The organism is Brevibacterium sp. ACRRH (assembly GCF_022346365.1).
Lineage (GTDB): Bacteria > Actinomycetota > Actinomycetes > Actinomycetales > Brevibacteriaceae > Brevibacterium > Brevibacterium paucivorans.
Window position 1 is genome coordinate 130,460 of record NZ_JAKRMN010000006.1, and the last position, 24,866, is coordinate 155,325.

A 24,866-nucleotide genomic window follows, 5' to 3' on the forward strand; every position below is an offset into this window, starting at 1 on the left:
AAAACAACCTCGGTCTAGTAAGTTTCTGCCGGCTGCACCACAACGAAACCAGGACCGTGGAACATCAGCTGAATCGTCTCTCCAGACTCACGCCCAATAAACGTTCCAACCGAAGCGTCCACCTTAATCTGAGGTGCTAGATTCGCTGACCAGCACACCGCAGCCTGCGGGTCCACATACGTTGGAGTCTGCGAACAGTCGAGAATCATGGGGTCACCGTAACAGCACACCGAGGCGCTACCTTGCCCCGACATCTCAATGTTGAACAGCCCCGACCCAGACGCCAACGCACCCATGCCACCTCGGATACGCTTGATATCCCAGTTGAGGTGCGCATCAAACGCCAACAACTGCGACGAGTTCACCGTCAACGCATCCTGGTCACCCTCGAGCTGCATGAGGAAGATGTTCGCCGCGTTCCGCGCGTAGAAAACCTCCCCGTGACCCTCAACACTCATCATAGGAGTGTCTTCGCTGGTCAGCTGCTTTTTAAAGAACTCGCCAACCGAACGCGAGCCCTTGTGACGGAACGTCACATTGCCCTGGTATGCAACCATCGCTCCCTTCGTCGCAACCATAGGCGCGTCGGGGGTGATGTAGGTGCGCAACATTCGCTTGGACTGCAGAGTCCAACGTTCGGTGTTGTTCTTTTCCTGGTGGATGTCGGCAAACAGTTCACTACGCATAGTGCCTCCGTTGATTATTTTTCTTCGACAGCGAACTCGATGTCAGTGACAGTGGGTTCGGTCTGCGCGTCGTCAACGGTGAGTTCCCACTCGCGAATACGGCCCGCAGCTTCCAAGTCGCCCCGCGCGGCCTCTGCCATCGCCACCACGGCGGCGGTTGCGCGCAGAGTCGCTGAGACGACCTCGGTCTTTTGGGAAACCTTCGCCTCGGTCTTGGCGCGGCGAACCTCTGCCAGGATCGTTGCGATGGTTTCAAGGTCCACGCCCGAGGTGTCACCGACCGTGATTTCGGTGGCACCTGGCCATGTGGTTCGGTGGATAGATCCGTCATGCCACCACGACCACACTTCTTCAGTGACGAACGGCATGAACGGAGCAAAGAGACGCAACAGCGCGTCAAGTGCGGTCGCCAGGGTCACGTGGGCCGACAGCTGAGCCTGTTCGCCCTGCGCACCATATGACCGGTCCTTAACGAGCTCCACGTAGTCGTCGGTGAACTCCCAGAAGAACGACTCGGTGACACGTAGCGCGTGAGCGTAGTCGTACTCGGCGAAGTGCGCACCCGACTGCCCGATCGTGGCACGCAACTTGGTCAGCAACGCCTGGTCAAGCGGATGAGTCACGTGGTCAAAGTTCTGGACGTGACCTGCGTGAACCCCCTGAGCCAAGGCAAACTTCGACGCGTTCAGCAACTTCATCGCCAAACGGCGACCGATCTGCATTTGCGACACGTCATATGCGGTGTCACCGCCCAAACGCGCGCTTGCTGCCCAGTAACGAACCGCGTCGGGCCCAAACCCAGGCTTGGTTTCCGCGATGATGTCGCTGGGCACAACCACGTTGCCCTTGGACTTGGACATCTTCTTGCGGTCCGGGTCCAGAATCCACCCGGACAGCGCAGTGTTCGTCCACGGGATCGAGCCGTGAATTGAATTGGCACGAACCACCGTGGAGAAGAGCCACGTGCGAATAATGTCGTGCCCCTGCGGGCGCAGATCGAACGGGAAAACCTTGTTAAACAGGTCGTCGTCCGTGGACCATCCACCAATCAGCTGTGGTGTCAGGCTCGACGTTGCCCATGTGTCCAGCACATCTGGGTCGCCCGTGAAGCCACCTGGCTGGTCGCGCTGCTCATCCGTGAAGCCCACAGGTGTGTGGGCCTGTGGGTCCACTGGCAACTGGTCATCGTGTGGAACGATCGGGTCGTCGTAATCCGGCTGGCCCTGCTCATCGAGGCGGTACCACAGCGGAATCGGAACGCCGAAGTAGCGCTGACGTGACACCAGCCAGTCACCGCTCAAGCCCTCCACCCAGTTTTCATAACGCGAACGCATAAACGCAGGGTGCCAGTCGATTTCGCGACCCCGCGCAATCAGAGCGTCACGGAGTTCCGCGCTTCGCCCACCGTTGCGGATGTACCACTGACGCGAAGTGACCACCTCAAGAGGCTTGTCACCCTTTTCATAAAACGGCACGGGGTGGGTGATCTGCTCAATGGGGCCGGTGAGGTCACCGGACTCTTCCAGCAGCTCAGCGATCTCCTTACGAGCCGTGAAGGTGGTCTTTCCGGCGAGCTTGCCGTACACGTCGGCCGCGTCAGCCTTTGCGGAACTCGCAATCCATTCCGGAACCTCGCGGCTCAGGCGCCCGTCACGGGTCACCACGGCACGCGTTGGGAGGTCCAACTCACGCCACCACGTGACGTCGGTGAGGTCACCAAACGTACACACCATGGCGATACCCGTACCCTTGTCGGACTTAGCGAGTTCGTGCGCCTTGACCTCAACCTCAACACCGAACAGCGGCGACACAACCGTCGAACCAAAGAGACCCTGGTAACGCTCATCGTCAGGGTGGGCCACAAGCGCCACAACTGCAGGAATGAGCTCTGGGCGCGAAGTCAGAATGACAACCGGCTCACGTGCTGTGTCGGCCAGACCGTCAGATCCAGTGGGGAAGAACTTGACCTTGTGGTACGCGCCCTCCTTTTCGCGGTCCTCGAGTTCGGCTTGCGCAACCGCGGTCCCAAACGTCACATCCCACATGGTGGGTGCGTCCTGTGAGTATGCCTGCCCCGCCTTCAAATCGTGCAAGAACGCACGCTGGGAGACAGCGCGGGACTTGTCGTCGATCGTGCGGTACGAATAGTTCCAGTCGACGGACAGCCCAACCGAGCGGAACAACTGCTCGAAAACCTTCTCGTCTTCAGCCGACAGCTTTTCGCACAGCTCAATGAAGTTGAGGCGAGAAACTGCCACAAAGTCGCGTGGGTTCTTCGCAGGTTTCTCCGGTGGCGTGAAGTCCGGGTCGTAGGCCAGTGAAGGTTCGCACTTGACGCCGTAGTAGTTCTGTACGCGACGTTCGGTTGGCAGGCCGTTGTCGTCCCATCCCATGGGGTAGAAAACGTTCTTGCCGGTCATGCGCATGTAGCGTGCCATGACGTCGGTGTGCGTGTAACTAAAGACGTGGCCCACGTGCAACGAACCAGACGCGGTTGGTGGGGGAGTGTCGATCGCGTAGACCTCTTCACGTGTGGTGTTACGGTCGAACGCGTAGACCTGTTCCTCACCCCACTTTGCGTCCCATTTTTCGGAAAGCCCTTCGAGGGCTGGTTTATCTGGAAGGTGCACCGAGTCGTGTGTGCTTGGGCCGTTATTCATAGCAATATCTTTTCACCTGGGTTGGGCAAAGGCCAAAGATCTTTTACAGTCCGGAGTTGCGCGCCACCTTGTGCTGTGCCGCCTGCGCGATAGGGCGAATGACCATGAGGTCGACGTTGAAGTGGTGCGGACGCGTCAGCGTGTACACGACAGCGTCAGCAACGTCCTCGGCCGTCAGCGGGCGCTCAACGCCTTCGTACACCTTGTCCGCGGCCTCCTGGGACCCCAGCCTCTTGAGAGAAAACTCGTCGGTCGCGACCATACCCGGGGCAATTTCCATTACGCGGACCGGCTGTCCCGCAAGTTCCAGCCGCAGGGTTTCCGCGACCGAGGTGGTGCCGTGCTTGGCAGCGACGTACCCACCTCCGCCTTCATAGGCAATGTGCCCGGCTGTGGAACTCATGATGCAAATGTCACCTCGGCCGGAGTCGACCAGGGCTGGCAGGAGCGCCTTCACTGCGCGCACAACACCCAGCACGTTGATGTCAAACATCTTCTTCCAGTCGTCGACGTTGGCATCTTTGACTTCATCGGTGCCCAGGGCGAATCCAGCGTTGGCCACGAGCGAGTGGACAGGTCCTTGGGCGAGCACTTCTTCAGCCATCCGGGTGACATCTTCGTCACTGGTCATGTCGGCCACGATGTAGCTGGCACCGGTTTCGTCTGCAAGCGCTTTGAGTTTGTCTTCACGCCGAGCAACCGCAACAACGTTCCAATCAAGAGCTCGGAGCTGGCGAACGGTGGCCGCGCCTATTCCAGAGCTGGCACCAGTGACAACTGCGCGTAGTTTCTGTTCAGTCATTCGTCCTCCTCCATGTACGTCCCACACTACACACGTATACACGGGCTTCTATGCGGTAAGCTAATACCGCTACGATCCGGCCATCACCGGGGAGCATCCGGAAGAAAAGCGGTTGTACAAAAGCATGCGTATATAGGCAGCAGAGCATTCGCCCAGTAGAACCGGACGGGTAGGCCCGTAACAGCCTTATGAGCGATCTGTCCTTGCCACCTCGGGAAGAACAGATAAGCGGGGTGGTACCGCGGTGGCCAACTGGCCTTCGTCCTCGCACGGATGACACCGTAAATCGGGTCAAGTGCGAATCACTCGGCCCCTGAAAGTTAAAGGACGCTCATGACCGAAACAACCGGCTCAGAAGCTCACACCCAACGGGTGTACCCCCAGGCGACGACGTTTACTGGCGGGCTCACACCCAGCCCCACATTTCCAGAACTAGAAAAAGACATTCTTGCTTACTGGAACGAAAACAACACATTCCGCAAGTCCGTCGAACAACGTGACGCTGGCGTCGACGGTGAAAACGAGTTCGTTTTCTACGACGGTCCTCCGTTTGCGAACGGTCTGCCACACTACGGCCACCTGCTGACCAGCTACGTCAAGGACGTCGTTCCGCGCTACCAGACCATGCGTGGGAAGAAAGTCGAGCGACGCTTTGGGTGGGACACGCACGGCCTTCCCGCCGAACTCGAAGCCATGCGTCAGTTGGGCCTGAAAACCAAGGACGAAATCCTGGACATGGGCGTCGAAAAGTTCAACGACGCCGCGCGTGCTTCCGTACTCAAGTACACCAACGAGTGGGAAGAGTACGTCAACCGCATGGGTCGCTGGGTCGACTTCGAAAACGACTACAAGACACTCAACCCCGAATTTATGGAATCGGTGCTGTGGGTGTTTAAGACCTTGTACGACAAGGGCCTTATCTACGAAGGCTTCCGTGTTTTGCCCTACTGCTGGTCGGATGAGACACCGCTGTCGAACCACGAACTCCGCATGGACGAAGAGGTCTACAAGGACCGTCAAGACCCGTCGGTCACCGTCGGTTTGACGTGCTCGGGTGGCCCGCTCGAACGCCTGCACGGCGCTAAGTTCCTGATCTGGACCACCACACCGTGGACCCTTCCTTCTAACCTTGCGATCGTGGTGGGCTCGGACATCGACTACGTGGTTGTGGAGTCCGAGGTGCCAACCGGTACCGCTGAAAGGTACGTGATCGCTCAGGCTCGGCTGGCAGCGTACGCAAAGGAACTGGGGGAGGACCCCACGGTTGTTGAAACGCTCAAAGGCTCCGACCTTTTGGGCCACACCTACAACCCGCCGTTCACCTACTACGAAGGCCACGAAAACGCCTTCCGGATCCTCGAAGGGGACTTCGTCACCACCTCGGACGGTACCGGACTTGTTCACACCGCGGGAGCGTTCGGTGAGGACGACTACGTTGTCACCCAGGCTGCCGGCATCGAAGCCGTCATGCCCGTGAGCGCGAGCGGCCAGTTCACCGCGCCAGTGAAGGAATTCGAAGGCCTGCAGGTGTTCGAAGCTAACGCGCCACTGATCCGACAACTCAAGAACGCCACCAAACAGGACGGCGAAACAGGATCTGTGTGGGACGGCACCGTGCTGGTACGTCACGAAACCTACAACCACTCCTACCCTCACTGCTGGCGCTGTAAAAACCCACTCATCTACAAGGGAGTGAGTTCGTGGTTCGTCGAGGTCACCAGGATCAAAGACAAGATGCTGGCCAACAACGAAAAGATCACGTGGGTGCCGGACAACGTCAAGCACGGCCAGTTCGGAAAATGGCTCGAAAACGCACGCGACTGGTCGATTACCCGTAACCGTTTCTGGGGAAGCCCCGTTCCCGTGTGGAAGTCAGACAACCCGGAATACCCACGTCTGGACGTCTACGGTTCGTTTGAAGAGATCGAACGTGACTTTGGTCGACTGCCAACCGGGCCCGACGGCAAACCAAACCTGCACCGCCCGTACGTCGATGAACTGACCCGCCCTAATCCGGACGACCCCTCTGGGAAGTCCACCATGCGTCGCGTCGAAGACATCTTGGACGTGTGGTTCGACTCCGGTTCCATGCCATACGGGCAGGTCCACTACCCGTTCGACAACAAAGACTGGTTCGAACACCACTACCCGGCCGACTTCATCGTTGAGTACATCGGGCAGACACGCGGGTGGTTCTACACCCTGCACATTCTGGCGTCCGCACTGTTCGACAAGCCAGCGTTCATGGACGTGATCTGCCACGGAATCGTCCTGGGCTCGGACGGGCAGAAGATGTCGAAGAGCCTGCGCAACTACCCGGACGTCAACGAAGTGTTTGAACGTGACGGCTCTGACGCGATGCGCTGGTTCCTCATGTCCAGCCCCATCTTGCGCGGTGGAAACCTCATCGTCACGGAACAGGGAATCCGTGACGGGGTTCGACAGGTGATCCTGCCAGCGTGGAACGCGTGGTACTTCTTTGCCACGTACTCCAACACGGCTGAATCAGCAGAAGGCGAAGACACCCGCGGCTACAGCGCCAAGAAACGGTATGAGTCGAGCCAGGTTCTGGACCGCTACCTCCTTGCTAAGACTCACGACTTCCTGGTGGACTTCCAGACGGCCATGGACGCGTATGACTTGTGGAATGGGTGCCAGCTGATCCGTGAGTACTTGGATATTCTGACCAACTGGTATGTGCGCAGGTCGCGCCGTCGTTTCTGGGACGGCACCGTGGCCATGCACGAAAGCTTCGACGTGTTCTACACGTGTTTTGAAGCGTTCATCCGTGCTGCGTCCCCACTCATGCCGTTCGTGGCAGAAGAAACTTTCCGTGGCCTCACGGGCGAAGAATCGGTCCACTTGGCTGACTACCCAGACGCAACGCTGTTCCCTGCAGATCCCGATCTGGTTGAACGCATGGACGCAACCCGCGGCGTGTGCTCGGTTGGCTCGAGCCTGCGCAAGGCACAGCACCTGCGCGTGCGCCTGCCACTGTCCACGCTGACGGTCGCAACTGACATCGAGCTCGGCGAGGACTTCACATCCATCATCGCCGACGAGCTCAACGTGAAATCCGTCGAGGTACTTCGCATGGCCGAAGCCGCCGAAGCCGGATTCTCACTCGACCACAAACTCACGGTGAACGCCCGCGCTGCCGGCCCGCGTCTCGGGAAGGACGTGCAGACGGCCATCAAGGGTTCAAAGACCGGCGACTGGTCGGTCAACGACGGCGTGGTGGTCTCCGGTGGGATCGAGCTTGTGGAAGGTGAGTACACCCTAGAAGAGGTCGCCGAGGCGGCAAGCGACAGTGTAGTTCTGGCACCTACCGACTCTGGTTTCGTGGCGCTGGATACGACTGTGACGCCGGAACTGGAAGCGGAAGGACTGGCACGTGATGCCGTCCGCGCAATCCAGAACATCCGTCGTGAGCTCGACTTGGATGTTTCTGACCGCATCCGCGTCACCCTCTACACCGACGACGCAACCGCGCAGGCACTCACTCCGCACCGCCTGCTCATTGCAGGTGAAACGCTGGCTCTGCAGTTCGAACTCAGCACAGATGAAGCAACGGGTGACGATCTGCACAGTGCGAATGAACTGAACGCGAACATTCGCGTGGTGAAGGCCTAATGGATCTCACGTCTGAACTCGCCCGCGCCCAGGCTCTCCTGCAGGCGCGGGCCGGTGAAACTGAAGTTGAACTGCGTCTAGACGCTACACGCCGAGCGTGCGAACTTCTAGGTGACATACACACCTCGGCGCCGGTGATCACGGTGACGGGCACCAACGGTAAAACGTCCACAGTGCGCATGATCGACACGCTCATCCGGGCCCACGACCTGCGCACGGGACGGTTTTCCAGCCCGCACATGCAGAACCTCACCGAGCGTTTCAGCGTGGACGGCGAGCCCGTAAGCGCCCAGAAGTTTGTCGAGATTGTCGACGACATTCAGCCGGTTCTTCACATCGTTGACCAGGAATTGGCCCAGTCGGACCGACCGCCTCTGACGTTCTTTGAAGCGCTCACCGTGGTTGCGTTCGCCATCTTCGCCGACGCTCCAGTCGACGTCATGATCCTCGAAGTGGGCATGGGCGGCGAATGGGACTCCACAAATGTCGCTGACGCTCAGGTGTGCGTGTTCACCCCTGTGAGCCTGGATCACCAGCAGTTCCTGGGAGACACGGTCGAAGAGATCGCGCGTACAAAAGCGGGGATTCTCAACCGCACCGTGGACCCGTCGCCTGCCCCGCACCCGGTTGCGGTGGTGGGCCCCCAGGTTCCCGAGGTGGAAGATGTGTTCGCCTCGGAGTTCGCTGATCGTGGTGTTGAGTCCAGGTGGCTTGGTCGCGAATTTGGTTTGCAAAGCCGGGTCAACGCGGTCGACGGCCAAGTGATTCACGTGCGCACTCAGCTGGAGGATTACCCCGACCTGTTCTTGCCGCTACACGGTGAGCATCAGGCGGTCAACGCGACAGTTGCTCTGGCCGCGGTCGAAGCATTCTTGGGAACAGAAGACAAACCGTTGAACGTTGACGTGGTTGGTGAAGGTATGAGCGCTGTGACCTCACCTGGGCGTGTTGAGATTCTGCGGTCAGAACCCACGGTGATTGTCGATGGCGCGCACAACGCGCACGCTGCCCAGGTTCTCGCTGAAACGGTGGGTGACGCTTTTGACTTCGCCGAGGTCGTGGCAGTCGTCGCGATGTACGCGGACAAAGACCCGCACGGCGTCTTTGAGCACTTGAGTCGATTCGCGCGACGCGTGATCGTGACGCAGGTCCAGTCTCCTCGTGCCATGGGGGCCGACGAGCTCGCTCACGCAGCCGGCGAATGGTGGGATGCCGACGACGTTTTAGTCGAAAACGACATGAACTCCGCGCTCATGAAGGCGCTCGATTTGGCGCTCGATGAGTCGGGGACGGGTGTTGTTGTGACCGGGTCGCTGTCAACGGTGGGCGAAGCCCGCACGCTCTTAGGACGGAAGGAGCAGTCGTGAGCCAAGCGCTTCCTACACTGCCTCTGAAGTCGAAGCTCCCGGTGTTGTGTGGCACGATTCTGATTTCGGAAATCCTGGTGGTCTACCTGGCGTTCCTCGTTGGCTACGGACTGAGACCAGTGTCGTTAACGTGGCTCATCGTGGGAGCTTCGGTGATCACCGTTTTGTGTGTGGTTGCAACTGCCACCTTGCCACGAAAAGCTATGGGTTCGGGTGTTGGACTCACGCTGGGTCACATAGCTCAAGCATGTGTCCTTCTCACAGCCTTCGTCATGCCCATGATGCTCATTGTGGGTGTGATCTATACAGCCATGTGGGTTGTGGCGGTGTATTGGGGCAAACGCATCGACCGTGAAGCCACAGAATGGGCCAAGGAAGAGATTGCCGCGGACGCCCAAAAGAAAAGCTAACCTAGTAGTGGTTGCTCAATTTCAACGTTAGGAGAATATTCGTGAGCGAACGGACTCTTGTCCTCGTCAAACCCGACGGCGTGAGGCGCGGTTTGATTGGTGAAGTCATTTCACGCATCGAAACCAAGGGCTACACCATCGAACGTTTGAAGATGATGGAAGCCTCACGTCAACTTCTCACGGAACACTACGAAGAGCACGAAGGTAAGCCGTTTTTTGAGCCGCTGGTCGACTTCATGGCCTCCGGCCCAATTGTGGCCATGGTTGTTGAGGGCGACGGTGCAATCCTCGGTTTCCGCACGCTCGCCGGGGCCACCGACCCAACGACAGCTGCTCCAGGTAGCATTCGTGGCGACCTCGGACGTGACTGGGGGACCGTGGCACAGCAGAACGTGGTCCACGGTTCAGACTCGTCGCTGTCGGCTGAACGTGAAATCGGCCTGTGGTTCCAAGACTGAGCCACCCGCATCTGTGAATACGAGTCACCCCGGCGCCCACGCGCCGGGGTGACTGCGTGTGGTTTGCTTTTAGAAGAGCGTGCTGAAGTAATCCCAGAAGCGAATCACAATCGACACGTAGATAACAAAGACCAGCACCACGCTGATGAGAAGTGAACTCGACGCAAATACGCGGACAGTGACGTTGTCGCGAATGCGTGTTCCAAAGTTACCCACTAGCGCGTTATAGCCAGTTGTAGTGCAGAACAGCGGAATGGTGACCGTCCACACCACGATGCACCAGGGACACCCGATTCCAATCACCCAGATTGAACTGATGTACAGGAATGTCACCAGGGCCACACCGCCCAGGAGCCCAATGTTCAGGCCAACCATCACCCAGCCGGGAATCTGTGCACGACTGATCAGCAAGACTCCCAGCAGAAGAGGAAAGACAAACGCGGCGATTCCTAAGAACTGGTTAGGAAAGCCAAACAGCTGTGATTGCGGGTACTGCATGACGCCACTGCACGAAAAGAACGGGTTCATATCGCACGACAGGATGTACTCCGGATTCTCAAGCTTCTTCACCTTTTCAATCGAAAGGTCATATGAAGCAAGGAGACCGATCACTGAGAACGCGACCATGTAGATCCCATGGACCACAGGATTGAGAAGCCACGATGACGACTGTGTTTCCAGGGCCTGGGGGTGCTCATCTGTTTCAGCTACTTTTGCACTCACGCAGTTAAGCATGCCACGGGGAGGCGTCACCGTGCACGCGATCGCAACGTGTGGCACTGTGCCGTTCACTGAATGGACAGCAGTGACGGCGCGTATCCAGGGTTTGTACATGAACCGTGTGACATAATGATGGACGAGCGAGGTTGAGCACCAGACCTCGAGCTTCCACCTTGTGGGTCTTGATCCGCGTGGTTAAAGAGAAGCAGGCCACCGCGCCATTGCGCGAGCCTCACTGCTCAAGAGTTTTTGCGTACAAACGCGTAGACAGTGTCAGTTCCCGGACAGTGTGCGAAAGGTGCATCGCGTTCTGGAAGGGTCAGGAGTTTAACAAAATGAATACACAGGACCTCGATCCTAAGGCCGGCATTCTTGCCGACCTCGAAAATTTACGGAAATCCCGCGGTAAAACTGGTGTCGAAGATGACCACCAGGAAGCTACTGAAGTCAATCAAGAAAACCGCGATGCCCTGGAGGACATCGCTCGAGTAGCTGAAGACAAACGTAAAGAAGCGACAGCGTCAACAGAGTCGGTAACGACCACTGAGGACGATCAGAAACCCGAAACTCAGCAAGAACGCCGTCCGCTCGACCCGCTTTCGGCGATTTTCTCCAACCTGCCCGGGCAGGTAGCGCAACCCGAAAACCTGGTAACCACCTCGGCGGGGGATTCTTATGACCCCAAAGCGGTATTTTCCGCTGCCCAACAGGACGAAGACGAAGAGGTGGAGCCCATCAAGGCTCCTAGCTCAAATATCCTGACGTTTCAACAGCCCCAGGCGGAACTCGGCGAAGTCGTTGACCCCACGTGGACCGGCGATGACGACGATGCCAACGACAGCGACGACGAGGACAACGACAGCACGGACGACTCTGACAACACAGACGAGTCCGGTGACAATGATCGGCGACGTCGTCGCCGTGGTGGTCGAGGTCGTCGCTCCCGGTCGCGCGATGACTCCGGGAACTCGGAAGGTAAAGACTCCTCGGCTAAAGGCGACAGGGACTCCGACAGTGGCAAGCAGGCTGACTCAAAAGAGTCCGATGATGACGACAACCACGAATCGTCACGCCGTCGCCGTCGCCGCCGAGTCCGCAACGCGGAAGACTCCGTCACTGGTGTGAAGGGCTCTACCCGCCTCGAAGCGAAGCGTCAGCGCCGTCGCGAAGGGCGTGAAGCTGGCCGTCGCCGTCCGCTCATCACGGAAGCGGAGTTCCTTGCACGTCGCGAATCAGTCGAACGCACCATGATCGTGCGTGAGCACGACGGGCGTACGCAGTTGGTGGTGACCGAAGACGGAATTGCGGTAGAACACTACCTCTCGGAAGCCAAAGCGCAGGCGTCGCTGATTGGCAACGTGTATTTGGGTAAGGTGCAGAATGTGCTGCCCAGCATGGAAGCGGCGTTCGTTGACATTGGCAAGGGGCGCAACGCGGTCCTCTATGCCGGTGAAGTGAACTGGGACGTTCTGGGAATGGACGGAAAGCCTCACCGTATTGAAGTGGCACTCAACCCAGGTGACTCGGTACTGGTGCAGGTAACCAAAGACCCCATCGGACACAAGGGCGCCCGACTCACTAGCCAGATTTCTTTGCCTGGTCGCTTCCTGGTGTACGTCCCCAACAACTCCATGACGGGAATTTCGCGCAAACTGCCAGACAAGGAACGTCAGCGTTTGCGTAAGTTGCTGGGCGATGCCGTCCCAGAAGGTAACGGTGTCATTGTTCGCACCGCCGCTGAAGGTGCCAGCGAAGAAGAGCTCACACGTGACATCGAGCGTCTGGCCAAGCGTTGGCAGACGATCGAGAAGAAATCGACTTCGACAAAGGTATTGGCTCCACAGCTTCTGTACTCAGAGCCAGACATGATCGTGCGCATTATTCGTGACGTGTTCAATGAAGACTTCTCCAAGCTGGTCATCGACGGTGACGGTGTCTATGACACGATCCATGAGTATGTGGAATCGGTTGCGCCGGATCTGGTGGAACGCGTTGAACGCTACACAGGCGAATACGACGTTTTCGACCACTTCCGCGTATCCGAACAGATTGAAAAGGCGCTGTCACGCAAAGTGAATCTTCCTTCTGGTGGTTCGCTCGTCATTGACCGCACAGAGGCCATGACGGTTATTGACGTCAACACGGGAAAGTTCACCGGTTCCGGAGGCAACCTCGAAGAAACGGTGACCAAGAACAACCTTGAAGCGGCCGAAGAAGTGATTCGCCAGCTTCGCTTGCGTGACATCGGCGGAATTATCGTCGTTGACTTCATCGACATGGTGCTGGAATCCAACCGCGACCTTGTTGTGCGACGCTTGGTTGAGTGTTTGGGACGCGACCGTACAAAGCACCAGGTGGCAGAAGTGACGTCGCTTGGGCTTGTCCAGATGACGCGTAAACGAATCGGAACTGGTTTGGCTGAAAGCTTGGTTGCCGCTGGCGAAGACCTGTCCGGACGCGGGCTTGTCCTACCAGGAACCGAAGTCGACAACTCCAAGCAGTACAAGTCACGGAAGAAGCGTTCCCGGTCAAACGAGAAGTCATCTAAGCCTTCGAGTAACGAGCTCACTGCTATTGCCGCTGCCACAATGCGTTCTCGTCAGGACGAAAGCACGGATTCGCAAGATGAAACGCAGGCTTCGGAGCCACGCAAGCAAGAGGTCACCGAGCAAAAGCCACAGAAGCCGGAAGCCGAAGAGCCCAAAGTGGTTGAGCCTGAAGTGCGTGAACCCGAGCCGATTGTGCACGCACCCGGCACGGTGATGATTGGGGACGACACTGAAACGAAGATTCAGAAAGCCGAACCCAAGAAACGTCCTGCTGTGACACCAAAACCTGAGAAAACTCAAGGCGGGGAAACGCAAAAGCCAAAGGACGAGACCCCGGCTCTTCCAGTACTCATCATCGGAGACGACGAGTAGCTCGACGTCTGCTGTTTGAAGTTGCAGTTCAGCCCGTCAGTGCGAAGTGATTTCGCGCTGGCGGGTTTCTGTTTTGCAAGTTCAGAGTTACACCCCAGATAACGGTTCGATAACACAGTGTGGCCCACGACACATTTCATGTTGCGAAAGTCGAAGGTACCCGTGAATCTATTGTGAGATGTAACTCACACTAAGGTGGTGGACGCATTGAGTAATGCGAATCAAATTGAAGAGGCGATTAACACCGGTTTTGAACCGATCGCCACGGGACTCGAAAAAATTGTTTTCTTCGCAGTCCCAGTAGCTGGAGGTGATCTCCCGCTCGTGCTGGTCTGGCTGATTGTCGGTGCGACGATCTTTACGATCATCACCGGATTTATCCAGTTCCGCGGATTCGGCGTCGCACTGGAAGTGGTGAGAGGAAAGTTCTCATCAAAGGACGACCCAGGTGAAGTGACGCACTTCCAGGCTCTCGCGTCTGCGGTTTCCGGAACGGTGGGTCTGGGTAACATCGCCGGTGTTGGTGTTGCTATGTCTGTCGGTGGTCCAGGTGCGGCCTTCTGGATGATGGTTGCAGGTATCTTGGGTATGGCTACCAAGTTCGTTGAATGTACGTTGGGTGTGAAATACCGCGAAATCGATGAAGATGGCGTGGTTCACGGTGGTCCATTCAAGTACTTGCCTATTGCGTTTAAGCGCTTCGGTGGCCCAGTCGCCAAGGCCCTCACGGGAATCTTCGCTATCGCGATTCTGCTGTTCGGTGTTGTCGGTGGAGGTATGTTCCAGTCGAACCAGGCCTTCGTTCAGATGCGCGAAGCAACCGGTGGCGCTGAAGGTCCTTTGGGTGGGCCGCTTGGTGGTCTGTTCACAGGTATTTTGATCGCAGGTCTCGTTGGTCTGGTTGTTATCGGTGGTATCAAGGTCATCGGTTCTGTCACCGACAAGCTTGTCCCTGCCATGGCAGTTCTGTACATCGGTTCGTGCCTCATTGTGATCTTTGGGAACTTCGGTCACGTTCCAGCCGCTTTCGCAGAAATTTTCGCGGGAGCCTTCACTCCTGAAGGTGGTCTGGGTGGAATGATCGGTGTGATGATCGTGGGCTTCCAGCGTGCGGCATTCTCGAACGAAGCTGGAATTGGATCATCGCCAATCGCTCACTCGGCTGTAAAGACGCGACGCCCAGTTTCGGAAGGTTTCGTAGCGCTACTGGAACCCTTCATTGACACAGTGGTCGTCTGCCTCATGACCGCGCTGACCGTGATTATCGCCGGTGGCGAAACCTTTACCAAGGCACGCGAAGATGCGGCCGCTGGTGAATCGGTTGCAGGTGTTGAACTTGTTTCGAGTGCGTTCTCCACAATCACCGGTTGGTGGCCAATTCTTCTGGCAATCGCGGTCGTTCTGTTCGCGATCTCGACCCTGATTACATGGGCCTACTATGGTGAAAAAGCGTGGCACTACCTGTTCGGTCGTCGTAACTGGTCTGACACGCTCTTCCGCCTGATCCTCATGGCGTTCATCTTGATTGGTTGCTTGGCTTCGTTCGGATCGATCGTGGCGTTTGCTGATGCAGTTCTGTTCATCTGCTGCTTCATCAACATCTTCGGTCTGTACCTGCTGGTACCTGAAGTGTTGCGCGAAATGAAGCAGTACCTGGCTGACCGCAGGGCCGGCACCCTCTACGAATTGGGTGCTGAGTCTGAAGCGGAACTCCAGGAGATTCGCGAAGAGCAGGGTAACGCGTAAGCAATAACTTTCTCCTTCAGGGCCCGGAGCATATTTGATGCTCCGGGCTCTTTCGTGTGATTTACACTAAAGAAATGACGTCTCACCCTGAACTCGAACGCCTGCGACAAAGTATCGACAATCTGGACTCGGTTCTTATTCACGTGCTTGCTGAGCGCTTTAAGCTCACTGAACAAGTCGGGCAGTTAAAAGCCCAGACGCAGTTACCTGCGGCAGACCCGGAACGCGAGAAGCGGCAGGTGAAGCGTCTACGAGCACTTGCTGCCGATGCTCAGCTCGACCCAGAGTTTGCGGAGAAGTTCCTCGCGTTCATTGTTGCCGAAGTGATCAGGCACCACGAAAGAATTGCCGACGAAAAGGCTTCGCAGGGTTAACCGGCTTTCTGACTTGCTCAGCGAGTGCTTTGTCAGTAGAATAATTCGTCGGTGCATTTAGCGCCTCGGCTGGATTTTCCTCGTAATGGGACATGTGGTCCAAGGAACGTCTGCTGATACAGGAACGCTCGCCAGAGCGCATCGAGAAGGAAGGTATCGTACATGGTTTATGCCATCGTCCGTGCCGGCGGTCACCAGGAAAAAGTGAGCGTTGGCGACACTATTACCGTAAATCGGATCAAAGCTGAGATTGGTGACTCCGTTGATCTTGACGTAGTCCTGCACGTAGACGGTGAGACCGTTACCCACGAGCCTTCTGCTCTGGCAAAAATGGCAGTGACTGCTGAAGTTGTGGGCGAGCACCGCGGACCCAAGATCGTCATTCAGAAGTACAAGAACAAGACTGGGTACAAGAAGCGCATTGGTCACCGTCAGGACCTGACGCGCCTCAAGATCACCGGCATTAAGTAGCGCTAGGAGAGTTTAACAATGGCAAGTAAAAAGGGAGTCTCCTCGACTCGAAATGGTCGCGACTCAAACGCTAAGCGACTGGGCGTTAAGCGCTACGGTGGTCAGGTCGTGGGCGCAGGCGAAATTCTTGTTCGTCAGCGTGGAACCAAGTTCCACCCTGGTGTCAACGTAGGCCGTGGTGGCGACGACACTCTGTTCGCACTCGCAGCTGGAACTGTTGAGTTTGGTGCAAAGGGTGGACGTAAGGTCGTTAACATCGTTGCAGGCTAACTGAGTTATTTACACTGGTGGGGTGAGTCGTTATGGCTCACCCCACTTGCGTTTATTGGGAAAGTTTAAGGGAGAACCGTGGCTATTGAGTTTGTTGATCGCGTAACACTTCATGTGACAGCAGGAAATGGTGGGCACGGTTGTGTGTCTGTTCGGCGCGAAAAGTTCAAGCCACTTGGTGGACCGGACGGCGCTAACGGTGGCGACGGCGGCGACGTGGTTTTGCGTGTGGACGATCAAACCACCACGTTGCTCCCGTACCACCGCTCACCTCACCGGAACGCTGAAAATGGGGGAGTGGGCAAGGGTGACCTCCGCCATGGTGTCAACGGTGAGAACTTGGTACTTCTCGTTCCTGAAGGGACAGTAGTAAAGACCAAGGATGGCCAGGTGCTCGCCGATCTCATGGGCATCGGCACGGAGTTTATCGCCGCACGCGGTGGGCGAGGTGGCCTAGGTAACGCTGCACTTGCCTCGACCAAACGAAAGGCGCCGGGCTTCGCGCTTCTGGGTGAACCGGGCGAAGAGCGCGAGCTTGTCCTCGAAATTAAGTCGGTAGCTGACATTGCGCTGGTCGGCTTCCCCTCGGCTGGTAAATCCTCGCTCATTGCAGCGCTTTCCGCTGCGCGCCCTAAAATCGCTGACTACCCGTTCACTACCTTGAAACCAAACTTGGGTGTGGTTGAGGCTGGTGACGTACGCTTCACGGTCGCAGACGTCCCCGGTTTGATTCCAGGTGCCGCCCAAGGCCGAGGTCTTGGTTTGGAGTTCTTGCGTCACATCGAACGCTGTGCCGCCTTGGTTCACGTGATTGATATGGCTACGTGGGAGTCAGACAGGGATCCGGTCACTGATTTGCACGCGATTGAATCCGAGCTCGCGGAGTACGAGGTCGATGTTATGCCGTCAGGTGACCTTCTTCCCTTGACGAAGCGACCAGTGCTGGTTGCGTTGAACAAAACCGATTTGCCGGACGGGCAAGACATGTCCGACATGGTGCGCTCAGAGCTTGAAGCGGCTGGGTACCGCACGTTTGAAGTGTCCGCTGTGAGCCGTAAGGGTCTAAGAGAGCTGTCCTTCGCGATGGCTGAGCTAGTCAAAGAAGAACGCGAGCGGCGCAGCCAGATCGAGGACGCTCCGGTTCGCCAGGTGATCAGGCCAATTGCGGTCGACGATGCTGGGTTCGACATCGTGCGTGAAGAAACAGTTGAAGGTCCGATGTATCGCATTCTGGGCTCCAAGCCTCAACGGTGGGTCCTGCAAACAGACTTCTCAAATGACGAAGCGGTTGGCTATCTGGCTGACAGACTTGAAAGACTGGGCGTCGAAGAGCAGCTCTTCTCCATGGGCGCTCACCCTGGCGACACAATCGTGATCGGTCCAGATGACAACTCAGTTGTCTTTGACTGGGACCCAACAATGGTCGGTGGCGCCGAACTGCTTGGAGCCCGTGGAACAGATATGCGTCTTGAAGATGACCAGCGCGCGACACGCAAGGAACGTAAAGCTGCCTTCCACGAACGAATGGACGCAAAGGCCGAAGCGCGTGCTGAACTCGAAGCCGAACGCATCGCTGAGAAGCGCGCGCGGCAAGAAGGAAGTGAGTAGTGAGCACATATGAAGAAACACGCAATGCAATTGCGGGTGCTTCCCGCGTAGTCGTCAAAGTGGGGTCCAGTTCCTTAACGACCCCCACTGGCCTTAACACCGAGGCGTTAGAGAAAATCGCACGCACTCTTGCAAAGTTTCGACTCGACGGAAAAGAAGTCATCCTCGTGTCATCGGGCGCGGTGGCAGCTGGTATGGGGCCCATGAAGGCCATTACTCGTCCGAAGGATCTTGCTACGCAACAAGCTGCCGCCGGTATTGGCCAAGGAATTCTCATGTCTGCGTACTTCACTGTGCTTGCCGAATACGGGCTCGTGCCCGCGCAGGTGCTTCTCACGGCAGATGAACTTATCCGTAGGACGCAGTATCGCAATGCTCAACGTGCAATCGACAGAATGTTAGCGCTGGGGTTCATGCCTATCGTGAACGAGAATGACGCCGTTGCCACCTCGGAGATTCGGCTGGGGGACAACGACCGACTGTCCGCGCTTGTTGCTCAGCTCTCCCACGCCGATGCTCTGGTCCTCCTCACCGATGTCGACGCGCTCTACACTGCGCACCCCGCTGACCCGGCCTCCAAGCGAGTCGAATTCGTATCTCACCCCAGTGAAATCGAGGAGCTGAACATTGGGGGAGCAGGATCGAGTGTGGGTACTGGCGGAATGCGTACCAAGGTCCAAGCCGCCACCATGGTGACTGACTCGGGCATCCCAACTCTTGTCACCTCGGCGGACAACTGCGCAGCCGCACTCAGGGGCGAGGACATAGGAACCTACTTCGCCGTCACCCATAAACGCCGCCAAACACGAATGCTGTGGTTGGCGCACTTGGCGTCAACCAACGGAACTATCCGGATTGACGCGGGAGCCGCTAAGGCAGTTCTCAAACGAGGGACTAGCCTCCTTGCTGCCGGGGTAACGCAGGTGACTGGAGAATTCGAGTCAGGCGACCCGATCGACATCCTGGACCCACAGGGGAATGTCATCGCGCGAGGCATGACGAACTTTTCCTCAGAAGAGCTTCCACGTATGTACGGTTTAACGACTGAGGCCTTGGGAGAGCGCTATGGTAGTGACTATCGTAAGGAAGTAGTGCACCGGAACGACTTGGTGCTTACCGAAAGTGCTTATGAAGGACGTCTATGACCGAGGATGTTAACCCCAAGATCTCTCGCGCAGTTACGAAAGTTGTAGCGGGCGCAAAGGACGCATCAGCTGTTCTCAGCGTTTCTTCTACCGCGGAACGGCACGCGGCGCTTGAACAGATTGCGCTTACGCTCGAAAACAATGTGGAACAGATCCTCGAAGCGAACAACGAGGACATTGAAAAAGCACGCGAAAAAGGAACGGCCGAGGGGCTGATCGACCGTTTGCGCTTGACAGAAGAACGGGTGCGTTCGATCGCTCAGGCTGTGCGTGACGTTGTTTCACTTCCCGACCCAGTGGGTGAAATCGTTGAAGGGCGTAGGCTCCCCAACGGCATTCACCTCTCACAGGTGCGCGTGCCTATGGGCGTGATTGGCGCTATTTACGAAGCACGCCCCAATGTGACTGTCGATATCGCCGTGCTTGCTCTCAAATCGGGAAACGCGAGTGTCCTGCGCGGCGGGTCGCTCGCGCAGTCGTCAAACACGGTGCTCATCAGTCTTCTCCGAGAGGCTCTGGTGACTGCAGGGTTGCCGGAAAACTCGATCAATGGAATCGACCAGTGGGGCCGCGAAGGTGCGCGAGTTCTCATGAACGCGCGCGAACACGTAGACCTGTTGATTCCACGTGGTGGTGCTGAACTCATTCAAACTGTTGTCATGAACTCGACTGTGCCAGTCATTGAGACTGGCGTGGGTAACGTTCACATGTTCATTGACTCGTCGGCTACGGTGCGCTCAGCTACGAAGCTCGTGGTTAACTCAAAGACACAACGGCCCAGTGTGTGCAACGCGCTTGAGACTCTGCTGGTTCACGAGAAGGCCGCACGTCGAGTTCTTCCACGCATCCTTGAAGGGCTCAGTGATGCCAACGTGGTCATCCACGGTGACCCAACGGTTGCAGAATACGCGCCAGATGGCGTGAAGGTTCAACGTGCCACCCGCAAAGACTGGAACACGGAGTACCTCGACCTTGAGATTGCCATCAAAGTTGTCGAAGATATCGAGGCCGCGATCGAACACATTCGTGAGTACTCGTCGGGCCACACGGACGTCATTGTGACGAATGACTTGTCAAATGCCGAACTGTTTGTGTCCACAATCGACTCTGCGTCCGTAGGTGTGAACGTTTCAACACGTTTTACAGACGGGGGCGCTTTCGGATTGGGTGCCGAAGTAGGGATCTCAACACAGAAGCTTCACGCGCGTGGACCAATGGGACTCACTCAGCTCACCACAACTAAGTGGATCATGCGTGGGTCGGGTCAGGTTCGTTCGTAGTTTCGTGAGAGACTAAGAACTGCCGTAAAATCTTACAAACATCTATAAAAGGAGAAGACGTGGCGTCTGCTTTGGTAGTGCTGGCACAGGAAGCGCACGAAACCGTCGTTGAGTTGCCAATGCACCCAATCTGGTACGGAGTCATTGCGTTCAGCATTTTGATGCTGTTGGGCATTATTACGCTGTCGTGGAAGGGCATTTCCCACCGGCACTGATATGGCAAATTCTGTGCGCAGAGTCGGTGTGATGGGTGGAACATTCGACCCCATCCACCACGGACACTTGGTTGCAGCAAGTGAAGTTGCAGCCAAGTTTGATCTAGATGAAGTCGTTTTTGTGCCCACGGGTCGTCCGTGGCAGAAGTCCGATCGTGATGTGTCGCCTGCCGAGCACAGGTACCTCATGACTGTTGTCGCAACGGCGTCGAATCCGCAGTTCACAGTTTCGCGAGTGGACGTCGACCGGCCGGGGGCAACCTACACGATCGATACGTTGCGTGACCTATCGCAAGTCTATGGGCGTGAAACCGAGCTTTTCTTCATCACAGGTGCCGATGCTCTTGCGCAGATTCTGTCGTGGAAGGACGTTGACGAACTGTTCTCTCTCGCGCACTTTGTGGGAGTGAGTCGGCCGGGCCACGACCTCACCAGAGAGGGACTGCCTGAACATCGGTTGAGCCTCATGCACATTCCGGCTCTCGCGATCTCGTCAACAGATTGCCGTGACCGCGTCGCGAATGAAATGCCAGTGTGGTACTTAGTACCTGACGGAGTAGTGCAATACATCAACAAGCACAATCTTTACAGGAGTGAAAATGGCTGAGCAGTACATGTCGAGGCGAGAGCGGAAAGAAGCTGAAAAGCGCGCCGCCGAAGCCCAGAAGCTCAAGGAAGCTGCTGAAACTCCTGTCGCTGAGGAAACCTCTCCGGCAGTCTCCACCCCGGCTAAACCACAGACTCCTCCACAGGCCCAGCCGAAAGCGGATCAGCCTCCAGCGGACAAGGAACCAACTCCTGCTGAGCCTCCGCAGTTTGCGTCTCGAGCTGAGCGTAAGGCGTGGATGCGGAAACATGGGCAGGCTCCTGAGGTAGCCGATGAGCCCGACCTCACACTACGTCGCCAGTCAAAACAGGAACCTACTCCCGCTCCCAAGGAGACCGAAGCTGAAAAGGCTGAGGTCAAGAAGCCAGAAGCGCAGGAGCCAGCGACCAAGAAACCTGAGGCGAAGAAGCCGGAGCCTAAGAAACCTGAATCCCCGAAGTCGGCCTCTAAGGCTGCGGAAGCCAAAAAGCCTGAGGCGAAAAAGCCGGAAGCCAAAAAGCCTGCGGTAAAAAAGCCAGAGGCCAAGAAACCAGTTCCGGCGAAGCCAACGACGCAACCCGGAGTCGCTCAGTCGGCGGCGAAAGCACCGGCTGAGAAAAAACCAGCTGATAAGAAGCCTGTAGAAAAACCAGCTGAAAAGAAGCCTGTCGAAAAGCCAGCTGAAAAGAAGCCTGTCGAAAAGCCAGCTGAGCAGAAAAAGGCCGCAGAGAAGAAAACAACTTCGGAAAAACAGGGCGGAAACAAGCCAGCCGTTGCAAAGCCGGCTCAAGCACCGCAGGCTAAGAAAACGAGCGCAGAGGAAAAGAGCGCTGACAGTGCTGACAAAAAGAGCCTTGACAAGAAGTCAGATGACGCACAAAAATCAGCTCCGCGTTCGCGTAAGTCACCAGTCGTCAAACCACCAAACACTGAGGGTATTCGTGTAGTCAGTGGCGCAGTTCCTGTTGTCAGCGCAGAGGGCAAAGGCCAAGGGGACACTAAGCAGGATTCGGTTTCTGCTGACGATGAGCGGTCTCGTGCTGCATCTTGTGCGACTCGCCCCTTGGAGTCGGTTGAGGAAGACCCCGAGGTGACGCGCGAAGAATGGCCTCTCAACGACGAAATCGGAGTGGCCCAGCCCATGTCTGCACGCTCGGTGACCAATCAGGACGGGGAAATCCTCGTAGGAGAACGCTCCTCGGTTTTGCCGTATATCGTTTTAGGTGTCGGTGGCTTGTGCGCAATCGTGCTTGTTGTCGTTGCTCTGATCATGCTGTTCTAGAAAGGTTTTCTTTTGCCCGCAACCGATGAAACCATCGAGTATGCCCGCAGCGCCGCGAAGGGTGCTATTCAGAAACTCGCTACTGACGTCGTTGTTCTCGACGTGTCAGAACAGCTCGTGATCACGGATGCTTTTGTGATCGCATCGGCTTCAAACTCTCGACAAGTTGATGCCATTGTTGACGGTGTCGAAGAAACGCTTTTGAAAGAGCACGGCCTGAAACCGAAGAATCGTGAAGGTCGCGGAGAAGGCACGTGGGTCCTCTTGGACTACTCCGATATCGTGGTTCACGTATTCAACCACGACGATCGCGAATTCTACGGACTCGAAAGACTGTGGAAGGACAGCCCGGTCATTTCGATTCCTGAGCTTCAAAACCCAGACACTGTGAACGACACCGACAGCGCCTACAACGAATAGGGACAGTATGGCACGCGAGCTTTATCTCATCCGGCATGGTCGTACAGCCTTTAATAAAGAGGGCCGGTTCCAGGGCCAGATCGACATTCCGCTCGATGAAACCGGTGAACAACAGGCTCACGCTATTGCAATCACCCTGCAAAACTGTGGCATCACACGGATCTTCGCCTCGGATCTGACGCGTGCCCGTTCAACCGCTCAGGCATTAGCAACTGCCACGGGATTGCAGGTGACCCTGGACGAAGGCTTACGAGAGATCAGCGTAGGCGAGTGGGAAGGTTTCACTCGCGACGAGATTGAGCAGAAGTGGCCAGACCTTCTGGCTAAGTGGAAGAGTGGCGCCGAGGTGCGTCCGCCTGGTGGCGAAAGTCGCCTAGAGTCCTCCCAACGTGTGTACGACTCCGTCCACAGGCTTTTAGACACTTGCGACGACACTGACGTAGTCGCAATGGTTGCTCACGGAGCAGTGATCCGCGGGGCCACTGAACTGATGATGGGCCTGTCGCCTGAAACAACCCATGCACGTTTAGGCGTGCTCGACAACTGCGAATACGTTCACTTTGTCAAGCGAAACGACGCATGGATGCTCCGGCGTTTTGCCGGGGGAGCCTGTGCGTGAAACTCGCTGTCGTATGTGACTACTCCCTTCGCTATACCGGTGGTGCGCAGACCGCACTCATGGCGCAGGTGCGCGCGTGGTCACAGCAGTTTCCAGTCGTGCTGATCGCCCCTGACGTCCCGCCCACTCACCTTCCCGGCGTGACCGTGGTACAACCGCCTCGGGGGATTCGAAGCCTTGAGCTTCCCGTTGTCCGTGCCAACCCCGTTGTACATGCATGGATGCGCCGGACTCTCAAACAGCATCAGGCACAAGCGGTTATGGTGCATTCGGAGTTCGGGCTGGCAGCAAGTGCTGTTGCGCAGGCGAAACAGCTGGGACTTCCATCGTTGCACACCGTTCATACGTTTTTTTGGCGCGCTCCGCTCATTGCGCAGCCTTTTGCGCCTGTTGCACGCGGTTTTCACCGGCTGGTGACAGGACTTGAACAACCGCGTGTGCGGTTGGCTGATCGGCCGCTGGATTCCGCGTTGCGGGGCATGACTTTGGCGTTGGGACGGCAGGCAGACGCAGTCATATCGCCGTCGGCGCATCAAGGTGAGCGCTTGCGTAACGCCGGGCTTAACAACGTGAGTGTGGTGTCAAATGTCGCCGAGGTCGTCCCCGGCGGACGCTCATTGGTCCCGGGGACGCCGTTGAAGCTTCTGTGGGTGGGCCGGTTCGCTCCCGAAAAACGGTTGGACGTGGCCATCGACGCGGTGCGGTTGGCGCGCCGTCAGGGAGCGCACGTGGAACTGACGGTGGCAGGTGGGGAACCACCTCGGGGTGTGAATGACCCTTTCATCCATTTTCGTGGCGTTGTCCCACACGAGCGCGTGGTGGACCTGATTGACGACGCTCATGCGACGCTGCTGACGTCGTGTGGGTTTGATAATCAGCCCATGGTGATTCTGGAATCAGCGGCCCGAGGTCGTCCCACCCTGGTGTGTGACCCGGTGTTGGCAACGGAGTTCGGCGGCGCTGTCGTGGGAAGTGCCGGGAACACGGCCACGGATCTGGCAGACACGATTGTGGCGTGCGCTCAAGCACCGGAAACGATCGTGAGGGCGGGGCGTGAGGCCAAGCTGCTGGCCCAAGAGTCGTCGCCACGTGCGCACGTGAAGAACCTGCAAAACGTGATTTCTCTCATCAATATGTCTTGATGTGGACGGTTTTGGTCGTTAAGTCCACATATAGGTAGCATTGTCTGGACG

General features: G+C 57.1%; 22 protein-coding genes. 18 read left to right on the forward strand and 4 right to left on the reverse strand.

Going from position 1 to position 24,866, the window contains the following annotated elements:
* Nucleotides 1-14 precede the first annotated feature (14 nt).
* The 3 genes from MHX53_RS07895 to MHX53_RS07905 are packed head-to-tail and all read right to left on the reverse strand — an operon-like array spanning nt 15 to nt 4,148.
* The gene (locus tag MHX53_RS07895) at nt 15-686 is read right to left on the reverse strand and encodes an AIM24 family protein (RefSeq protein ID WP_239272018.1); all 672 of its coding nucleotides are present in this window, start codon (nt 684-686) and stop codon (nt 15-17) included.
* Nucleotides 687-700: 14 nt separating this feature from the next.
* Nucleotides 701-3,346 carry a valine--tRNA ligase gene (gene valS, locus MHX53_RS07900; RefSeq protein WP_239272020.1) on the reverse strand — a complete coding sequence of 882 codons (2,646 nt, stop codon included), beginning with the start codon at nt 3,344-3,346 and terminating at the stop codon, nt 701-703.
* 43 nt (nt 3,347-3,389) lie between these two features.
* Complete coding sequence (locus MHX53_RS07905) at nt 3,390-4,148, reverse strand: SDR family oxidoreductase (RefSeq protein ID WP_239272022.1); 759 nt, start codon at nt 4,146-4,148, stop codon at nt 3,390-3,392.
* A gap of 333 nt (nt 4,149-4,481) precedes the next feature.
* Between MHX53_RS07905 and ileS the strand changes: the two genes are divergently transcribed.
* From ileS to ndk, 4 genes are read left to right on the forward strand one after another with little or no spacing between them, the layout of a single operon-like run.
* Entirely contained in the window at nt 4,482-7,781 is a 3,300-nt protein-coding gene (ileS, locus tag MHX53_RS07910; protein ID WP_239272024.1) for an isoleucine--tRNA ligase, read from the forward strand.
* Nucleotides 7,781-9,148 carry a folylpolyglutamate synthase/dihydrofolate synthase family protein gene (locus tag MHX53_RS07915; RefSeq protein WP_239272026.1) on the forward strand — a complete coding sequence of 456 codons (1,368 nt, stop codon included), beginning with the start codon at nt 7,781-7,783 and terminating at the stop codon, nt 9,146-9,148. The genes ileS and MHX53_RS07915 overlap by 1 nt, the downstream gene beginning before the upstream one ends.
* Nucleotides 9,145-9,558, forward strand: coding sequence for a DUF4233 domain-containing protein (locus MHX53_RS07920; RefSeq protein ID WP_239272028.1), 414 nt, complete (start codon nt 9,145-9,147; stop codon nt 9,556-9,558). The genes MHX53_RS07915 and MHX53_RS07920 overlap by 4 nt, the downstream gene beginning before the upstream one ends.
* A 41-nt stretch (nt 9,559-9,599) precedes the next feature.
* Nucleotides 9,600-10,016 carry a nucleoside-diphosphate kinase gene (ndk, locus tag MHX53_RS07925; protein WP_204514440.1) on the forward strand — a complete coding sequence of 139 codons (417 nt, stop codon included), beginning with the start codon at nt 9,600-9,602 and terminating at the stop codon, nt 10,014-10,016.
* Between the two features lie 69 nt (nt 10,017-10,085).
* On the opposite strand, the gene MHX53_RS07930 is transcribed toward ndk, so the two are convergent.
* On the reverse strand, nt 10,086-10,739 hold the full coding sequence (locus MHX53_RS07930) for a vitamin K epoxide reductase family protein (protein ID WP_239272030.1): 654 nt from the start codon (nt 10,737-10,739) through the stop codon (nt 10,086-10,088).
* Between the two features lie 170 nt (nt 10,740-10,909).
* Here MHX53_RS07930 and MHX53_RS07935 point away from each other — a divergent pair, with 170 nt between their 5' ends.
* The 14 genes from MHX53_RS07935 (at nt 10,910) to MHX53_RS08000 (ending at nt 24,815) form a co-directional block, all read left to right on the forward strand.
* Complete coding sequence (locus MHX53_RS07935) at nt 10,910-13,657, forward strand: Rne/Rng family ribonuclease (RefSeq protein WP_239272073.1); 2,748 nt, start codon at nt 10,910-10,912, stop codon at nt 13,655-13,657.
* Between the two features lie 198 nt (nt 13,658-13,855).
* Nucleotides 13,856-15,403 carry an alanine/glycine:cation symporter family protein gene (locus tag MHX53_RS07940; protein WP_239272032.1) on the forward strand — a complete coding sequence of 516 codons (1,548 nt, stop codon included), beginning with the start codon at nt 13,856-13,858 and terminating at the stop codon, nt 15,401-15,403.
* Nucleotides 15,404-15,477: 74 nt separating this feature from the next.
* Entirely contained in the window at nt 15,478-15,777 is a 300-nt protein-coding gene (locus tag MHX53_RS07945) for a chorismate mutase (RefSeq protein WP_239272034.1), read from the forward strand.
* 162 nt (nt 15,778-15,939) lie between these two features.
* Complete coding sequence (gene rplU, locus MHX53_RS07950) at nt 15,940-16,248, forward strand: 50S ribosomal protein L21 (RefSeq protein ID WP_102237823.1); 309 nt, start codon at nt 15,940-15,942, stop codon at nt 16,246-16,248.
* Between the two features lie 18 nt (nt 16,249-16,266).
* Nucleotides 16,267-16,518, forward strand: coding sequence for a 50S ribosomal protein L27 (gene rpmA / locus MHX53_RS07955; RefSeq protein ID WP_102237824.1), 252 nt, complete (start codon nt 16,267-16,269; stop codon nt 16,516-16,518).
* Between the two features lie 78 nt (nt 16,519-16,596).
* Nucleotides 16,597-18,126: a GTPase ObgE gene (obgE, locus tag MHX53_RS07960; protein ID WP_239272036.1), complete on the forward strand. Its 1,530-nt coding sequence runs from the start codon at nt 16,597-16,599 to the stop codon at nt 18,124-18,126.
* A complete protein-coding gene (gene proB / locus MHX53_RS07965; RefSeq protein ID WP_239272038.1) occupies nt 18,126-19,271 on the forward strand; it encodes a glutamate 5-kinase in 1,146 nt (381 codons plus the stop codon). Before obgE ends, proB begins: the two co-directional genes overlap by 1 nt.
* Nucleotides 19,268-20,551 carry a glutamate-5-semialdehyde dehydrogenase gene (locus MHX53_RS07970; protein WP_239272040.1) on the forward strand — a complete coding sequence of 428 codons (1,284 nt, stop codon included), beginning with the start codon at nt 19,268-19,270 and terminating at the stop codon, nt 20,549-20,551. The genes proB and MHX53_RS07970 overlap by 4 nt, the downstream gene beginning before the upstream one ends.
* A 59-nt stretch (nt 20,552-20,610) precedes the next feature.
* Entirely contained in the window at nt 20,611-20,766 is a 156-nt protein-coding gene (locus MHX53_RS07975; protein WP_180965256.1) for a hypothetical protein, read from the forward strand.
* Between the two features lies 1 nt (nt 20,767).
* Complete coding sequence (gene nadD, locus MHX53_RS07980; protein WP_102237828.1) at nt 20,768-21,373, forward strand: nicotinate-nucleotide adenylyltransferase; 606 nt, start codon at nt 20,768-20,770, stop codon at nt 21,371-21,373.
* A complete protein-coding gene (locus tag MHX53_RS07985) occupies nt 21,366-22,634 on the forward strand; it encodes a hypothetical protein (RefSeq protein WP_239272042.1) in 1,269 nt (422 codons plus the stop codon). Before nadD ends, MHX53_RS07985 begins: the two co-directional genes overlap by 8 nt.
* A gap of 12 nt (nt 22,635-22,646) precedes the next feature.
* Nucleotides 22,647-23,054: a ribosome silencing factor gene (rsfS, locus tag MHX53_RS07990; RefSeq protein ID WP_239272044.1), complete on the forward strand. Its 408-nt coding sequence runs from the start codon at nt 22,647-22,649 to the stop codon at nt 23,052-23,054.
* Between the two features lie 7 nt (nt 23,055-23,061).
* A complete protein-coding gene (locus MHX53_RS07995; RefSeq protein WP_239272046.1) occupies nt 23,062-23,673 on the forward strand; it encodes a histidine phosphatase family protein in 612 nt (203 codons plus the stop codon).
* Complete coding sequence (locus tag MHX53_RS08000) at nt 23,670-24,815, forward strand: glycosyltransferase family 4 protein (protein ID WP_239272048.1); 1,146 nt, start codon at nt 23,670-23,672, stop codon at nt 24,813-24,815. The genes MHX53_RS07995 and MHX53_RS08000 overlap by 4 nt, the downstream gene beginning before the upstream one ends.
* The last annotated feature ends 51 nt before the right edge of the window (nt 24,816-24,866 follow it).

Excerpts from the sequence above, each read along its gene's own strand:
- MHX53_RS07895 (WP_239272018.1), bottom strand. The coding sequence starts at position 686 with ATGCGTAGTGAACTGTTTGCCGACATCCACCAGGAAAAGAACAACACC.
- valS (WP_239272020.1), bottom strand. The coding sequence starts at position 3,346 with ATGAATAACGGCCCAAGCACACACGACTCGGTGCACCTTCCAGATAAA.
- MHX53_RS07905 (WP_239272022.1), bottom strand. The coding sequence starts at position 4,148 with ATGACTGAACAGAAACTACGCGCAGTTGTCACTGGTGCCAGCTCTGGA.
- ileS (WP_239272024.1), top strand. The coding sequence starts at position 4,482 with ATGACCGAAACAACCGGCTCAGAAGCTCACACCCAACGGGTGTACCCC.
- MHX53_RS07915 (WP_239272026.1), top strand. The coding sequence starts at position 7,781 with ATGGATCTCACGTCTGAACTCGCCCGCGCCCAGGCTCTCCTGCAGGCG.
- MHX53_RS07945 (WP_239272034.1), top strand. The coding sequence starts at position 15,478 with ATGACGTCTCACCCTGAACTCGAACGCCTGCGACAAAGTATCGACAAT.
- rplU (WP_102237823.1), top strand. The coding sequence starts at position 15,940 with ATGGTTTATGCCATCGTCCGTGCCGGCGGTCACCAGGAAAAAGTGAGC.
- rpmA (WP_102237824.1), top strand. The coding sequence starts at position 16,267 with ATGGCAAGTAAAAAGGGAGTCTCCTCGACTCGAAATGGTCGCGACTCA.
- MHX53_RS07970 (WP_239272040.1), top strand. The coding sequence starts at position 19,268 with ATGACCGAGGATGTTAACCCCAAGATCTCTCGCGCAGTTACGAAAGTT.
- nadD (WP_102237828.1), top strand. The coding sequence starts at position 20,768 with ATGGCAAATTCTGTGCGCAGAGTCGGTGTGATGGGTGGAACATTCGAC.
- MHX53_RS07985 (WP_239272042.1), top strand. The coding sequence starts at position 21,366 with ATGGCTGAGCAGTACATGTCGAGGCGAGAGCGGAAAGAAGCTGAAAAG.
- MHX53_RS07995 (WP_239272046.1), top strand. The coding sequence starts at position 23,062 with ATGGCACGCGAGCTTTATCTCATCCGGCATGGTCGTACAGCCTTTAAT.